Origin of the sequence: Pseudomonas sp. FP1740 (genome assembly GCF_030687165.1) — a bacterium.
In the GTDB taxonomy this organism is placed as follows: domain Bacteria; phylum Pseudomonadota; class Gammaproteobacteria; order Pseudomonadales; family Pseudomonadaceae; genus Aquipseudomonas.
Window position 1 is genome coordinate 3,626,969 of record NZ_CP117461.1, and the last position, 15,518, is coordinate 3,642,486.

Here is a 15,518-nt window from a genome sequence, read left to right on the forward strand (position 1 = left end):
AGGGGGGCGGGCCTGATCGCGAACATTAATTCCAGCCGCCCCCCATCACCTTGTACAACGTCACCCGGTTACTCTGCTCGGCCAGACGCAGCGTGATCAGGTCCTGTTGGGCGCTGTACAACGAACGCTGGGCGTCCAGCGCTTCGAGGTAGCTTTGCGAGCCGCCGCGATAGAGCGCGTCGGCCAGTTCAAAGCTTTTACGGCTGGCGTCGGTCAAGGCTTGCTGGGCCGTCAGGCGTTGGTCCAGGGTGCTGCGCACCGCCAAGGCATCGGCCACTTCCTTGAAGGCGGTCTGCAAGGTTTGCTGGTAGGTCTGCACCTGAATTTCACGCTCGACCTTGGCCGCATCCAGTGTCGCGCGATTGCTGCCGGCATCGAAGATTGGCAGGCTGACGCTCGGGGCGAAGGTCCAGGCGCCGCTGCCGGACTTGAACAGACCGGACAAGGCCGAACTCGCAGAACCGGCATTGGCAGTCAGGCTGATGCTCGGAAAGAACGCCGCCCGCGCCGCGCCGATATCGATGTTGGCAGACTTGAGGGTGTGTTCGGCAGCCAGCACATCCGGGCGCCGTTGTAACAGACTGGACGGTAACTCATCCGGCACCTGTACCAGTAGCGCGACCGATTGCAGGCTCGCGCCGGGCAGCAGTTCATCGGGAATATCGCTGCCGACCAGCAAGCGCAAGGCATTGCGGTCCTGGAGAATCTGACTGGCGTAGACCGCCACATCGCCTCGAGCCGACTCCACAGTGGTTTGCGCCTGGGCCAGGGCCAAGCCGGAAGAGCCACCCAAGGCATGGCTGCGTTGGGTCAGTTCGTAGGTTGCCTGTTGGCTGCGCAGGGTTTCCTGGGCCAGTTGCAAACGCTCGTTGTCCGCCGCCAGCGTCAACCAGGCGGTGGCTACTTCAGCCACCAGGCTGATCTGGGTGCTACGCCGGGTTTCGGTCAGCGCCAGATAGTCTTCCAGCGCTTCGTCCTGAAGGTTCTGTACCCGCCCGAACACATCCAGTTCATAACTGCTCAGCCCCAGTTGCGCACTGTACTCATGACTGGTGCTCGCCGTGCCGCTGCTGGACGTGCGGCTATGTGTGCCGCTGACTCCGGCATCGATGGTGGGAAACGCCGCCGCCCGTTGAATGCGATATTGAGCCTGGGCCTTTTCGATGTTCAGGCTGGCCAGGCGCAAATCACGGTTGTTGGTCAGGGCCAGGGTCTGTAAGCGCGCCAGGCGACTGTCGGTAAAGAACTGCTGCCAGTGAATATCCGCCGCCGCATCGCCTGAGGGCACGCCGGTCGACGGCAACCATTGCCCGGCGACCGGCGCTTCGGGGCGCTGATACTGCGGCGCCAGATTGACACAGCCACTGAGCAACGTCAGAGCAGCCAACAAGGGCCAATGAAACTTGATCATGCATCACCTTTCTGCGCGGTTGGGTTGGCGGTTGTTGCGGTGGATACGCGACCGAAACGACGACGGATCAGCACGAAAAACAGCGGCACAAAGAAGATCCCCAGCACGGTGGCGCTGAACATGCCCCCCAGCACGCCAGTGCCGATGGCCTGGCGCCCGGCAGAACCGGCGCCGGAGCTCAATGCCAGTGGCAACACGCCGAACATGAAGGCCAAAGACGTCATCAGGATCGGTCGCAGGCGTTGGCGCACGGCAGTCAGTGTCGCATCCCGCAGGCTATTGCCCTGCTCTTGCAGGTGCTTGGCAAACTCAACGATCAGGATCGCGTTCTTCGCCGCCAGCCCCACCGTGGTCAACAACCCGACCTGAAAGTACACGTCGTTGCTCAAACCACTGAACCGAGTCGCCAGCACCGCGCCGACCACCCCCAGCGGCACCACCAGCATTACCGAAAACGGCACCGACCAACTCTCATACAACGCCGCCAGGCAGAGGAACACAAACAGCACCGAGATCCCGTACAGCAGCGGTGCCTGGGAGCCGGACAAGCGCAGTTGATATGACTGCCCGGTCCACTCGTAGCCGATGCCTTCGGGCAGTTGTTTGATGATCGCTTCCACCGCATCCATCGCAACCCCGGAGCTCACCCCCGGTGCCGGATCACCGACCACTTCCAGCGAGGCATTGCCGTTGTAGCGTTCCAGCAACGGCGAGCCATAGCTCCACGCGCTACTGGCGAACGAGGAAAACGGCACCATCTCACCTTTGCTGTTGCGCACGAACCAGTGCTCCAGGTCGGCCGCCTGCATCCGCGCCGACGCCTCGCCCTGCACGTAGACCTTTTTCACCCGGCCCTGGTTGAGGAAGTCGTTGACGTAAGTGCCGCCCAACGCGGTGGACAAGGTAGCGTTGATATCGCTGGTGCTCAGGCTCAAGGCCCCGGCCTTGCGATCGTCGATGCTGACCTTAAGCTGCGGTGTATCGTCCAGGCCATTGCTGCGTACTCCCAGCAGCTGCGGGTCTTTCTTCGCCAACTCGATGAACTGCTCCCGTGCCGCAACCAGGGCGTCATGCCCCAGCCCGCCAAGGTCTTTGAGTTGCAGGTCGAAACCCGAACTTTGCCCGAGGCCACGTACAGCCGGCGGCTGCATGACAAACACGCTGGCATCGCTAATGCTCGCCAACGCCAGGGTCGCGCGTTGGGCAATAGAGGCTGCGTCCTGCCCTTTCCCCGATCGCTCGCTCCAGTCCTTGAGTTTGATGAAAGCCCGGCCGGTATTCTGGCTGTTGCCACCCATGCCCAGGCCACTGATGCTGATCAGCGCCTCGACTTCCGATTGTTCGAGCATGTAGCTCTCGAACTGCTTCATCACCGCCTGAGTGCGGCTATCGGTGGCGCCCACCGGCAACTGGATCTGCGCCATGAGGATGCCTTGGTCTTCGTCCGGCAAGAACGAAGTCGGCAGGCTGGCGTAACCAGCGCCCATCGCCAGCAAAATCACCCCGTACACCAGCAGGCTGCGACGCCCACGCTGCAAAATGCCGCCGACCCATTGTTGATAGCGCAAGGCGCTGCGTTCGAAGCTGCGGTTGAACCAGCCGAAGAAACCAGTTTGCGCACCATGGCCCTGGCCATCCGACGGCTTGAGCAAGGTCGCACACAAGGCCGGCGTCAGGGTCATCGCCACCAACACCGACAGGAGCATGGCCGAGACGATGGTCACCGAAAACTGCCGATAGATAATCCCGGTGGAACCGCCAAAAAATGCCATGGGAATAAACACGGCGCTGAGCACCAGAGCGATGCCGATCAGCGCGCTGGTGATTTCCGCCATGGACTGGCGAGTCGCCGCCAGCGCCGAAAGTCCCTTCTCACCCATCACTCGCTCGACGTTTTCCACCACCACGATGGCATCGTCCACCAGCAGTCCGATAGCCAGGACCATGGCGAACATGGTCAGGGTATTGATCGAATAGCCGAACAGCGCCAGCACGCCAAAGGTGCCCAGCAATACCACTGGCACGGTGATCGCCGGGATCAGCGTGGCCCGCAGATTCTGCAGGAACAGGAACATGATCAGCACCACCAGCACGATGGCCTCGCCCAGAGACTTGACCACCTCTTCGATGGACAGGCTGACAAAGGGAGTCGTGTCGTATGCGATCACGTTCTTGAGCTGCATTTGCGCCGGGTAGAAAGGCTCGAGTTCCTTGAGTTTGGCCTTCACGGCCTCACCCACGCTCAAGGCATTGGCCCCGGCGGCGAGCTGCACACCCATGGCGGCGGCAGGTTTGCCGTTGAGGGCAGAACTCACGTCGTAGCTTTCGCTGCCCAGTTCGACCCGCGCCACATCCCCCAACAGCACCACCGCCCCATTGCTGGTGGACTTGACCACCACGTTGCGAAATTCTTCGGCGGTTTGCAGCTTGCTGCGGGCGCTGATGGTGGCGTTCAACTGTTGCCCGGCCACCGCCGGCAAGGCACCAAGCTGGCCGGCGGACACTTCGGTGTTCTGTGCTTCCAGGGCGCTGCTGATGTCCGACGGCATCAACGCATACTTTTCCAACAGGGCCGGGTCCAGCCAGATGCGCATGGCATAGCCCGAACCGAGGGTCTGCACGTCGCCGACGCCATCGATACGACTGATCTGGTCGAGCAAGGTGCTGGAAATGTAGTCACCGATCTGGGTGCCGGTGACGCTTGGGTTGTCGGAGGCCAGGGCGGCAATCATCAGAAAGTCCGAACCGCCCTTGGTCACGGTCAGGCCTTCGCTCTGCACCGATTGCGGCAGTCGTGATTCAGCCTGTTGCAGTTTGTTCTGCACCTGCATCTGCGCCACATCCGGGTTAGTGCCGGCGGCAAAGGTCAGGCTGATGCTGGCGCTGCCCGCCGAACTGCTGGAGGCCGACATGTAGGTCAGGTTATCCAGCCCTTTCATCTGCTGTTCGATGACCTGCGTCACCGAGTTTTCCACGGTCTCGGCCGAGGCGCCGGTGTAGGTGGCGGAGATCCGTACCGTTGGCGGCGCGATGTCCGGGTACTGTTCCAGCGGCAGTTGGCTGATGGACAAGGCGCCGGCGAGCATGATGACGATGGCGATGACCCAGGCAAAAATCGGTCGATCGATAAAGAACCGTGCCATGCTCAACCCTCCTGCGCAATGGCAGTCGGCGCCGATTGTCGCGTGCGGCTACGAGTGCCCGGGTTTTGCGCCAGCACCGGGGCGCCAACCCGGACTTTCTGCCCGCCCTCGACAATCACCTGGTCACCCGCCGTCAGGCCCGAGGTGACCCACCATTGGTTGCCCACGGCGCGATCGATGGTCAGCACGCGCTGTTCGACCTTGCCATTGACCACCAGCAACACCGACGTCACGCCACTGGCGCTGCGGGTCACGGCTTGCTGCGGAATCAGGATCGCTTGATCGTCCCGGGCCTGTTCCAGCACCGCCCGCACATACATGCCCGGCAGCAACAACCGGTCCGGGTTGGCGATTTCCGCCCGCAGGGTCACGGTGCCGGTGCCCTCATTGACGCTGACCCCGCTGAACTTCAAGCGGCCCTCATGGGCGTAGGTGCTGCCGTCGTCGAGCTTGAGACTGATCCGCGCTTCGCCCTCGCCGTTGCTTTGCAGCACACCGCTGGCGAGGTCGCGCTTGAGGCGCAACAGCTCGGTGGTCGATTGCGTGATATCCACGTAGATCGGGTCCAGTTGCTGCACCGTGGTCAGTGCACTGTCCTGATTGGCCACCACCAATGCGCCGGGGGTGACCGTCGAAGTTTCGATGCGCCCGCTGACGGGCGAGCTGATGCGGGTATAGGCCAGGTTGATACGCGCGGTATCCACGCCGGCCTGGGCCACTTGCAGTTCAGCCTCGGCAGTCAGCAGACTGGCCTGGGCATCCTCGTTGTCCTGCTGGCTGATGGCATCGATCTTCGCCAACTGGGCATCACGCCTGGCCGTGGCCTGGGCCGACTTCAACGTGGCGCGAGCCTTGGCCAGGGTCGCCTGTGCTTCAGCCAATGCGGCTTTGTATGAGGACGCGTCCAGCTGATACAGCGCCTGCCCGGCCTTGACCTCGGCGCCTTCGACAAACAGCCGTTGCTGGACGATACCGCCGACCTGCGGGCGAATCTCGGCGATCATGAACGCCTGAGTGCGCCCGGCCAGCTCCGTGGTCAGCGCCTGGCTTTGGGGTTGCACCGTGATCACTGACACCTTGGCCGGTTCGACCACGGGCGCGGATGCGCCGGGGGAGCAGCCGCTCAATACCAACAGAACGATCAAGGACAGTAAAACCGCGGCGGTTACCAGGGATTTGGCGAGAATTTTGGTCGACATAAATGCCTCTGCAAGACGGGGTGGCTGAAGCCAGACGCCATACTGCGAGGCAAATGTGCAGGAAAATTGAAGATTGCCCGCCGCCCTTGAATCTTCGCCGCGCCAGGGCCTAAATGGGCGGGCCATTCACTGACCTGCCCGAGCCCATGAAACTGAGTATCTCCACCAAACTGTTTATCGCGGTACTGGCCAGTGTGCTGTTTGTCATCCTGAGCATGGGGCTGGCCAACGGCTGGAGCTTCGGCAAAGGCTTTCTCGATTACCTCAACGAACAGGCGCTGTTGCGCATGACTCCGGTGCTGCCGCGCCTGGCCAGCGCCTATGAGCGCGAAGGCAGTTGGGAATTTCTGCGCAACCAGCCGGATCGCTGGTTCGAGCTCATGCGGCCGGAGCCCGGCGTAGACTTCACCGACCCGCATCGGCCGAACCTGCCCACGTCCGACCTGACCGGCGCAGTGTTTCGCATCGCCCTGCTGGACCAGAAAAAGCAGCTGGTGATGGGTTACTCGGCGATTGCCGACGACGCCCTGATGCGCCCGATCGAGGTCTCCGGTAAAACCGTCGGCTGGTTGGCGGTGACGCCGTTCCAGAACGTGACCGAAGCCGGCGGCGAACGTTTTCGTCTGTACCTGTTGCGCACCAGCCTGGCCATGGGTGTGTTCTCGTTGCTGCTGGCGATACTGATCGCCTGGTGGATCGCCCGCACCCTGCTGGACCCGGTCAAGCGGGTGGCCGCCGCCACGCATCGATTGGCCGCAGGCGAGTACAGCAACCGGGTGGCAGTGTCCTCCAATGACGAAGTCGGTCAGTTGGCCCGCGACTTCAATCAACTTGCCTATACGCTGGAGCGCAACGAAAAAATGCGCCGGGAGTTCATGGCCGATGTGTCCCACGAACTGCGCACCCCGCTGTCGGTGTTGCGCGGTGAGCTGGAGGCCATCGAGGATGGTGTGCGCACGCTCGATCAGTCGTCGATGAAATCGCTGCAAGGCGAAGTCGGCATGCTCAGTAAACTGGTGGATGACCTGTATGAACTGTCCCTGGCCGATGTGGGCGCGCTGACTTACCGCAAGAGCGAATGCGATCTCAACGAGCTGCTGGACAGTTGCGCAGCGATGTTCCAGGAACGCTGCAATGCCCGGCACTTGCGCTTGGAGCTGGAGCTGCCGACACCACCCCTAAGAGTGGAAGCCGACCCCAAGCGCTTGCAGCAACTGTTCGGCAATCTGCTGGAAAACGCCGTGCGCTATACCGACGAAGGCGGTGTGCTGCGTATTTGTGCGGCCAGCGATGGCGACGACGTACGCATCGATTTCCTGGATTCCGGCCCCGGGGTCGACGCGGATCAGTTGCCGCGGCTGTTCGAGCGCTTCTACCGCGGCGAAACCTCACGCAATCGCGCCAGTGGTGGCGCCGGTCTGGGGTTGGCGATCTGTCACAGCATCGCCCTGGCCCATGGCGGCAGCCTCAGCGCCGATCATTCCCCTTTGGGTGGCCTTTGGCTGACCCTGCGCCTGCCACGGAAAGCCTGAACCATGGTCAACGACAACCCGATCCTGATCGTCGAAGACGAGCCCAAACTGGCCGCGTTGATGCGTGATTACCTGATTGCCGCCGGGTATGCGACCCAATGCCTGGACAACGGGTTGGAGGTGGTGCCGGCGGTCCGTGCCCGCGAGCCGCGGTTGATCTTGCTCGACCTGATGCTGCCTGGGCGCGATGGCCTGCAAGTGTGCAAGGAACTGCGCAGTTTCAGTGCCGTACCGATCATCATGATCACCGCCCGCGTCGAGGAAGTGGATCGCCTGCTCGGGCTGGACCTGGGCGCCGACGACTACATCTGCAAACCCTTCAGCCCGCGTGAAGTGGTGGCCAGGGTCAAAGCCATCCTGCGACGCAGCCCTCAGCTTTTGACGTCCGCACCACCGCGTCTACAGATTGACGAAGAACAGTACCTGGCCTCCCTCGACGGCATAACGCTGGACCTGACACCACTGGAATTGCGCCTGCTAAGCACCCTCGCCCGCTCGCCGGGACGGGTGTTTTCCCGGGATCAGTTGCTCGACCGGATCTACTCCGATCACCGGGTGGTCACCGACCGCACGGTCGACAGCCATATCCGCAATCTGCGGCGCAAGCTCGAACAGGCCTGCCCGGGGGAGCATCCGATTGAATCGTTGTATGGGGTGGGTTATCGGTTTCATCTCGCCGACGCCTGAAGCGTCGCCGAGATGAAGGAAGACTACCGCCCCGTTCCACGGCAGAACGGGGCGGCACATCAAGACAGTGCGATCAGAATGTCACACTGGCGCTGAGGCGTGCCGTGCGCGGCTCACCGACATTGACCGCCAGTTGGCTGCCGGTGGAGGACGGGTAGTACTGTTTGTCGAACAGGTTGTCGACGTTGAACTGCAGCGACGTCTTGTACCCGAACATCGGCGCCTCCCAGCGCACGAAGGCATCGGCGACGGTGTAGCTGCTCAGCCAGAAATCGTTGGCATTGTTGGCCGCACGCTCGCCGACGTAACGCGCACCGCCGCCTGCATGCCAGGCCCCGAACTCCGTGGGCACATTCAGGTGATGGGTAAGGTACAGGCTTGCGGTGTGCTTCGGCGCATCGGCGAGGCGGTGACCTTCGTCATCCGGATCGTCGAGGATTTCCGTGTGGGTGTAAGCGTAGGTGCCAATCAGGTCCCAGCGCTCGGCGACACGCCCGGTGATATCCAGTTCCAGGCCCTGTGAACCGACCTTGCCCGCGGCTTCCGAAAGGCTCGTACCATTGACGGTCTGGGTGGTCACGACGTTTTTCTTCTCAATGTCGAACAACGCCAGATTGATGTTCAGCCCCGGCAGCGGATCGTACTTGGCGCCGACCTCATAACTGCGGCCCTCCTCCGGATCGAAGGTATGGCCGGCATCGTCGACTTGGGTATTGGGCTTGAACGAACGGCTGTAGTTACCGTACAGCGACAAGCTATCGGTGGCTTTGTAGACCAGCCCCAGGAACGGTACGAAAGCATCACCGTTATCGTCGCGGTTGACGGTGTAGCTGCTGCCGCGGCCCTGATCACTGTACTGATCGAAATGCTGCTGGCGACCGCCGAGAACCAGGATCCAGCGGTCATCGAGGTGCCAGTTATCCTTGAAGTACACGGAGCTGGAGTTCAACTGGTTGCTCAGGTCACTTTGGCTGGCACTGACAAGGCTCGGCTCGGCCAGACGACCATAAACCGGCGAGGTGATGTCGAAGCCTGACTGCGCGGTATTACGGTAGGTTTTGCCACGGAATTGGTCGGACGCTTCGGTGTCCGCGCCGATCAGCAAGTCATGGCGCTGGCCGAACAGTTCCTGCTGGCCGATGAAATCCCAGCTGGCGTAGCGGGTCTCGTCATCGTAGTGAGCGCCGTTGGCAGCCCGTCGCAGGTTGTTGCCGGTCAACGAACTCGGCTGGGCAATCGAGAGGCTGTAGCGGTCGTTGTTCCAGCCGTAGGTAACGCGGGTTTTCCAGTCGTCACTCAGCTGATACTCGAAACGCGCGGTAGCCAATTCACGGATACCGACGCTTTTGGCCCATTTTTCGTCGAGGCGCTTGTCGTAGTCGATGTCCGCCGGATGACCATTGGTGAACACCGTGCCACGGTCGAAGGGTTTGGAGTAATCGTTGTATTCGTAGCTGAGGGTCAGGCTGGCACGGTCGCCCGTCCAGGTCAGCGAGGGTGCAACCAGGGTGCTTTCATTCACGCCGTAGTTGCGCCAGTAATCCTCGTGGCCGCGCTCGGCAATCAGGCGATAGGCCAGGCCGGTATCGCCCAGCGGCCCGGTGGTGTCCACGGCCAGGGTGCCGCCGCCTTCGCTGTAGGCCGAGCCGCTCAGGGTCGTGCTCTGGGTGTATTCAGGCTTCTTGCTGATCACGTTGATCAACCCGCCGGGTTCCAGCGCGCCGTACAGCATCGACGCAGGCCCTTTGAGCACTTCGATGCGATCCGTCGTGGCGCTGAAGTTTTTCCCCAGGTTGGAACGCACGCCATCGCGCAGGATCGAGCCATCATCGTTGGTGCCGAAACCGCGCTTGACCAGCGAGTCCCGGGAACCGCCCAGGGTGTTGCCCTGGCTGACGCCGCTGACGAACTTCATCGCGTCGTCCAGCGAGCGCACCTGATAGTCGGCCAGGGTTTGCCGGGTGACGACATTGACCGATTGCGCCTCCTCCTTGATCGGCACATCGCTTTTGCTTGCGGTGCTGGCTTGGGCGGTGGTGTAGCTGGTGTCTTGGCTGACGCGGCTCGCCTGAATATCCGTGGTCGGCAGTTCGATCAGTTCCTGTGCCCACAAAGGACCGGCGAACATCACGCAGGACAGTGTCGGCAGCGCGTGTTTGATGAAAACCTTGCGGCGGGCAAAGAGGTGGGGATGGCTCAAGACGTTGCACTCAATGAGTTAGTAGTAATGATTCTCATTGTATGGTGCGATGTATTTCCAGTAAACACCTTCGCGGTTATTAACTAACGAGTTATTGCTCTGCCACATAGATGATGGTTTGCGCGCTGTCTGCTGTCGTGGGCGGACGGGTGAAATAAGTGTCGCCGTCATCCGTGAGGATCTCGTATTGCACCTTGCTGGCGACACGGCTCGATACAGCGGCATGCTTGATGATCTTCAGCACCCGCTGAAATTTCACGCTTTGGGTGCCGTTCTGGGCAGGCCCGGTGAGCACATTGACCGTTTGAAACCAGCCATCATTTTTTTTGTTCGATACCAGGGTGCTGGTCAGCGCCTCGAAACGCTCCAGCCGGGTAAAGCCCCAGAGCGTCTGCTCCTCGACCGTTTTGCCCTGCGCGGTAGAACCCGTAAACACAAACAGATTGATGGCCGGATTGTCTTCACAAAAGAAGTCATAGGGCACCAGCCCGTCGACCATTTTCTTGCCGGAAACGAAGCCCTTTTTATGAACCAGAAACATGCCCACCTCCACGCTGAAACATCAGCAAACGCTGCGTAAGTTTGAGCGGGAAGTCTACTGAGGCGAGGCGTACAGAGCCGTCAAGCCAATGTAATATCGTGTAAAGATCACGCCTGACGGGGCAAGCTGATTTCCACGGTCAGCCCAGCGGACGGCTCGTTGCGCGCCACAATCGTGCCTCCGTGCATTTCCACGGCCCTTGAGGCGATCGCCAGGCCCAGGCCGAAACCGGCACTGGCCTCGCTCAAGCCACGCTCGAACGGGTGGAAAATGCGCAGCAGCCGCTCGTTTTCAACACCCGCCCCCTGATCGGTAATCCGCACCGTCAGGCAGTCTGCTTCGAGATTGACCTCAGCCGACACAACAACCGCCGTCATCGGTTTGGTATGGCGCACCGCATTGCGAATGACGTTCTCGAAACACCGATACAGCAACTCGCCGCTGATCCGACTGACAAAGACCGGACACGCCTGCAGGCTGACCCGGCAACCTTTCATTCCCGCCTCGAATTGAGCATCCTCGACGATCACCGTCAGCAACTCGATGACGTCGAGTGGCTCGCGGCCGATACTTTCGGGCCGGCCCTGCATGCGTGCCAGGGTCAACAACGCTTCGATCAGCGTATCCATGCGCACCGATTCGCGTTCGATGCGCTCCACCATTTCCTGGCGGGCCGGTTCTTGCTGCAACAGCCCGATGGCCGCTTGCATGCGCGTCAACGGTGAGCGAAGTTCGTGAGAGATGTCATGCAACAGGTGTTGCTGGGCCTCCACCAGCAGTTTCAGCTGGTTAGCCATTCGGTCACAGTCCCCGGCCAGATCGACGATTTCATCGCGGCGCCCGCCCATCATCGGCTTGACCCGGGTTTCGAAGCGCCCCTTGGCCACGTCGCTCATCGCCCGCCGGAGATAGGCCAGCGGCCACGCCAGGTAATACGCCATATACCCGCTGAACAGCGCACTCATCACCGTGCCGATGATCAACGGGATCGAACGCCCCGGCCCTTGCTCACCTTCTTTACCAAGGGACTGTGAGGATCTGAGCGAGAGGGTCAAACCGTCCTTGCTGATGACCGTTCGCTCAAACGCTGGCCGCGGAACCGGCGACCCAGCCAGCAGTTGACCGGCACTGTCATAGACACCAATGGTTTCGTCACCGGGGTGCCGCCACACTGCCAGCAATTGCCTTCCCGACTCGACGCCGAATTGTCGCAGCAGCTGTTCCTCGCTGGCCAGGATGGCCTCCAAATGAGGATCGCCAGGCCCGTGATTACCCAGTACCAGAATGCCCACCCCGACCAGAAACGTCAGGCTGGTGGCGAGCCAGAACGCCAGGAACAGTTTCCAGAACAGCCGACTGGGTTTCATCATTCGGCGATCAACAGATAACCGAGGCCACGCACGCTCTGAATCCAGGCCTTGGCGTCAGGACGCGGACCGAGCTTCTGACGAATGCTGCTGATGTGCACGTCGATGCGCCTGTCGTAGCGGGTCAAGGGACAGCCCAAGGCATTGAGCGACAGGTCCTGTTTGCTCACCACCTGCCCGGCACAGCGGGCCAGTTCTTCGAGCAGGCTGAACTCGGTACTGGTCACCCCCAGCTCGCACCCCTGCCACTGGGCCTGGCGCTTGCCGGGCCACAAGACCAGCGGGCCGGTCCTGATCACTTCGGTGGTGGGCTGATCCGCCGGTTGCACCCGGCGCATGATTGCCCGCAAACGCGCCACCAGTTCCCCCGGTGAACTGGGTTTAGGCACATAGTCATCGGCCCCCAGTTCCAGGCCGGTGATCTTGTCGATGTTATCGCCACGGGCCGTGAGCAACACCACCGGCACCTGGCTCACGGCGCGAATGCGCCTGAGCACCTCGATACCCGACAGGCGTGGCAGCATCACGTCCAGCACCACAATGCTGTAGCGCCCGGAAAGCGCTTGAATCTCGCCCTCCTCGCCCGTGTGCACGGCGGTCGCCTCGAAGCCTTCACGCTCCAGGTATTGGCTGAGCATTCCAGTCAGTTCCTGGTCATCGTCGACTAGCAATACAGAGATCATGGCGGGCTCTTGAGTGGGGGCCGCGCATTATCGCCCTTGCGCTGCACAGCGTCATCGCCCCGGGCAAACCTTTACCTAACTTGACACTTGGTTAACCGCACCAAACGCACCGAGCTTTTATGCTTCACCTCCACCAGCCTGCTCGCTTCGCGGTAACTCGTCTTGCTGTGAGATATCCGCGCCCGCCTACGCTGCTTGTCGATGTGTTCTGGATAAGATCTTGATGAATTTTTCGCGCCTGCTCTGCTCGGCTGCACTATTGCTCAACGCCACATTTGCGCACGCCCAAGGCTTCAAAATTTCCGATATTCGCATTAATGGCCTGCAGCGGGTTTCCGCCGGCAGCGTGTTCGGTGCATTGCCGTTGAACGTTGGTGATGAAGCGGATGATCGTCGTTTGGTGGAGTCCACCCGTGCATTGTTCAAGACCGGTTTCTTTCAGGATATCCAGCTGGGGCACGACGGTGACGTGCTGATCATCACGGTGGTCGAGCGCCCCTCTGTCGCCAGTATCGAGATCGAAGGCAACAAGGCGATCTCCACTGAAGACCTGATGAAGGGCCTCAAGCAATCCGGTCTGGCCGAAGGCGAGATCTTCCAGCGCGCGACCCTCGAAGGTGTGCGTAACGAACTGCAGCGTCAATACGTCGCTCAGGGCCGCTACTCGGCTACCGTCGACACCGAAGTGGTGCCGCAGCCGCGTAACCGCGTGGGCCTGAAAATCAAGATCGACGAAGGCTCTGTCGCGGCGATCCAACACATCAACGTGGTGGGCAACACGGTCTTTGCTGATGAAGACCTGATCAACCTGTTCGAACTCAAGACCAGCAACTGGCTATCGTTCTTCAAGAACGATGACAAGTACGCCCGCGAAAAACTCTCCGGTGATCTGGAGCGCTTGCGCTCCTATTACCTGGATCGCGGCTATATCAACATGGACATCACCTCGACCCAGGTGTCGATCACCCCGGACAAGAAACACGTCTATATCACCGTCAACATCAACGAAGGCGCGAAGTACACCGTTCGTGACGTCAAGCTCAGCGGTGACCTGAAAGTGCCTGAAGACCAGATCCGTTCCCTGTTGCTGGTTCAGCAAGGCCAGGTGTTCTCCCGCAAGCTGATGACCACCAGCTCGGACTTGATCACCCGTCGCCTGGGCAACGAGGGTTATACCTTTACCAACGTCAACGCGGTCCCCAATCCGAATAATGACGACCATACCGTCGATATCACCTTCGTGGTCGACCCGGGCAAGCGGGCCTACATCAACCGCATCAACTTCCGTGGCAACACCAAGACCGACGACAAAGTGCTGCGCCGCGAAATGCGTCAGATGGAGGGTGGCTGGGCATCGACCTACCTGATCGACCAATCCAAGACCCGTCTGGAACGACTGGGCTTCTTCAAGGAAGTCAACGTCGAGACGCCGGCGGTGGCGGGCGTCGACGACCAGGTTGACGTGAACTACAGCGTCGAAGAGCAGGCCTCCGGTTCGATTAGCGCCAGCGTCGGTTTCTCTCAGAGTTCCGGCCTGATCCTCGGAGGTTCGATCACTCAGAACAACTTCCTGGGCACGGGCAACTACGCCAGCCTGGGCCTGACCCGCTCGGACTACCAAAGCAAGTACAACTTCGGTTTTACCAACCCCTACTTCACGCCGGACGGGGTGAGCCTGGGCTACAACCTGTTCTACAACGCCACCGACTACAACGATTATTACAGTGACGGCGTTTCGTACTATTCCATCAACAGTTATGGCGCCGGCACTTCACTTGGCTACCCGATCAATGAAACCTCACGGCTGAGTTTCGGCCTGACCGTGCAACACGACAACATCGAGCCAGGCACCTACAGCGCCGATGAGATCTACGATTTCATTGCACGCGAGGGCAAGGAGTTCAACAACTTCAAGGCCAACCTCGGCTGGTCGGAATCGACCCTGAACAAGGGCGTGCTGGCCACCCGCGGACATTCGCAGAACCTCAACCTGACGGTGACAGTGCCCGGCAGTGATCTGAGTTTCTACAAGATCGATTACACCGGGCAGACCTTCCTGCCAGTGAGCAACGCCACTTCGCTGCGTTTCCACACCAAGCTCGGTTATGGCAACAGCTACGGCTCGACCGACGGCCTGCCCTTCTATGAAAACTACACGGCCGGTGGCGAAGGTTCGGTGCGCGGCTTTGAAAGCGGCACCCTCGGCCCGCGCAACACCCCGGCCACCGGCACCTATGCCAGTGCCGGCCAGGCGTATTACTCGGATCGGGACACCGACGCATTGGGCGGCAATATCCTCATCACCGGCGGGGTCGAATACCTGTTCCCGATGCCCTTCATCAAAGACAACAAATCCCTGCGCACTTCGGTTTTCTGGGACGTCGGCAGCGTCTACTCCAACAAGTGCTACCTGAGCACCACCCAGGGTTGCGACGGTGTCGACCTCGGTCAACTGGCCAGTTCCGTGGGGGTCGGCGTCACGTGGTACAGCCCGATGGGGCCCCTGAGCTTCAACCTGGCGTTCCCGGTCAAAAAGCCTGAGAACGCCGATACCCAGGTGTTCCAGTTCTCTATGGGGCAGACTTTTTGAACCGATGAGTCCGCAAGCATTCCACTTCGTTGGTGCACTGACACGAAGTGCAGAATGTGGGGGCAAGCCCGCCCCCACAGGTTTCGCGCTACCCCCCTGCATTATGGCGCTCTCAGTCAACTCTGGCCGTTGTGCTCAAGCATCACGAACGTTCGGGAATTAAAG

10 protein-coding genes are annotated in these 15,518 nt (G+C 60.8%); 3 read left to right on the top strand and 7 right to left on the bottom strand.

Annotation, left to right across the window (positions count from 1 at the left end):
* Positions 1-25 precede the first annotated feature (25 nt).
* From PSH69_RS16365 to PSH69_RS16375, 3 genes are read right to left on the bottom strand one after another with little or no spacing between them, the layout of a single operon-like run.
* Positions 26-1,411 carry an efflux transporter outer membrane subunit gene (locus tag PSH69_RS16365; protein WP_305409083.1) on the bottom strand — a complete coding sequence of 462 codons (1,386 nt, stop codon included), beginning with the start codon at positions 1,409-1,411 and terminating at the stop codon, positions 26-28.
* A complete protein-coding gene (locus PSH69_RS16370; RefSeq protein WP_305409084.1) occupies positions 1,408-4,554 on the bottom strand; it encodes an efflux RND transporter permease subunit in 3,147 nt (1,048 codons plus the stop codon). The genes PSH69_RS16365 and PSH69_RS16370 overlap by 4 nt, the downstream gene beginning before the upstream one ends.
* Before the next feature lie 2 nt (positions 4,555-4,556).
* Complete coding sequence (locus PSH69_RS16375) at positions 4,557-5,753, bottom strand: efflux RND transporter periplasmic adaptor subunit (protein ID WP_019578709.1); 1,197 nt, start codon at positions 5,751-5,753, stop codon at positions 4,557-4,559.
* A 113-nt stretch (positions 5,754-5,866) separates the two neighbouring features.
* Between PSH69_RS16375 and baeS the strand changes: the two genes are divergently transcribed.
* Together baeS and PSH69_RS16385 are read left to right on the top strand one after the other, a co-directional pair.
* Positions 5,867-7,285, top strand: a complete 1,419-nt coding sequence (baeS, locus tag PSH69_RS16380) for a sensor histidine kinase efflux regulator BaeS (protein ID WP_305409085.1) — start codon at positions 5,867-5,869, stop codon at positions 7,283-7,285.
* Between the two features lie 3 nt (positions 7,286-7,288).
* The gene (locus PSH69_RS16385; RefSeq protein ID WP_305409086.1) at positions 7,289-7,972 is read left to right on the top strand and encodes a response regulator; all 684 of its coding nucleotides are present in this window, start codon (positions 7,289-7,291) and stop codon (positions 7,970-7,972) included.
* 73 nt (positions 7,973-8,045) lie between these two features.
* On the opposite strand, the gene PSH69_RS16390 is transcribed toward PSH69_RS16385, so the two are convergent.
* The 4 genes from PSH69_RS16390 to PSH69_RS16405 all read right to left on the bottom strand — a co-directional run bounded on the left by PSH69_RS16390 (position 8,046) and on the right by PSH69_RS16405 (position 12,763).
* Positions 8,046-10,172: a TonB-dependent siderophore receptor gene (locus PSH69_RS16390; protein ID WP_305409087.1), complete on the bottom strand. Its 2,127-nt coding sequence runs from the start codon at positions 10,170-10,172 to the stop codon at positions 8,046-8,048.
* A gap of 91 nt (positions 10,173-10,263) precedes the next feature.
* Complete coding sequence (locus PSH69_RS16395) at positions 10,264-10,713, bottom strand: hypothetical protein (RefSeq protein ID WP_230139160.1); 450 nt, start codon at positions 10,711-10,713, stop codon at positions 10,264-10,266.
* Positions 10,714-10,820: 107 nt separating this feature from the next.
* Positions 10,821-12,083, bottom strand: coding sequence for an ATP-binding protein (locus tag PSH69_RS16400; protein WP_305409088.1), 1,263 nt, complete (start codon positions 12,081-12,083; stop codon positions 10,821-10,823).
* On the bottom strand, positions 12,080-12,763 hold the full coding sequence (locus PSH69_RS16405; RefSeq protein WP_230139111.1) for a response regulator transcription factor: 684 nt from the start codon (positions 12,761-12,763) through the stop codon (positions 12,080-12,082). Before PSH69_RS16405 ends, PSH69_RS16400 begins: the two co-directional genes overlap by 4 nt.
* Before the next feature lie 223 nt (positions 12,764-12,986).
* Between PSH69_RS16405 and bamA the strand changes: the two genes are divergently transcribed.
* On the top strand, positions 12,987-15,353 hold the full coding sequence (gene bamA / locus PSH69_RS16410; RefSeq protein ID WP_305409089.1) for an outer membrane protein assembly factor BamA: 2,367 nt from the start codon (positions 12,987-12,989) through the stop codon (positions 15,351-15,353).
* Positions 15,354-15,518: the final 165 nt, after the last annotated feature.

Bases quoted from the DNA above. Each gene is read 5' to 3' on its own strand.
- PSH69_RS16365 (WP_305409083.1), bottom strand. From the start codon at position 1,411: ATGATCAAGTTTCATTGGCCCTTGTTGGCTGCTCTGACGTTGCTCAGT.
- PSH69_RS16370 (WP_305409084.1), bottom strand. From the start codon at position 4,554: ATGGCACGGTTCTTTATCGATCGACCGATTTTTGCCTGGGTCATCGCC.
- PSH69_RS16375 (WP_019578709.1), bottom strand. From the start codon at position 5,753: ATGTCGACCAAAATTCTCGCCAAATCCCTGGTAACCGCCGCGGTTTTA.
- baeS (WP_305409085.1), top strand. From the start codon at position 5,867: ATGGGCGGGCCATTCACTGACCTGCCCGAGCCCATGAAACTGAGTATC.
- PSH69_RS16385 (WP_305409086.1), top strand. From the start codon at position 7,289: ATGGTCAACGACAACCCGATCCTGATCGTCGAAGACGAGCCCAAACTG.
- PSH69_RS16395 (WP_230139160.1), bottom strand. From the start codon at position 10,713: ATGTTTCTGGTTCATAAAAAGGGCTTCGTTTCCGGCAAGAAAATGGTC.
- PSH69_RS16400 (WP_305409088.1), bottom strand. From the start codon at position 12,083: ATGATGAAACCCAGTCGGCTGTTCTGGAAACTGTTCCTGGCGTTCTGG.
- PSH69_RS16405 (WP_230139111.1), bottom strand. From the start codon at position 12,763: ATGATCTCTGTATTGCTAGTCGACGATGACCAGGAACTGACTGGAATG.
- bamA (WP_305409089.1), top strand. From the start codon at position 12,987: ATGAATTTTTCGCGCCTGCTCTGCTCGGCTGCACTATTGCTCAACGCC.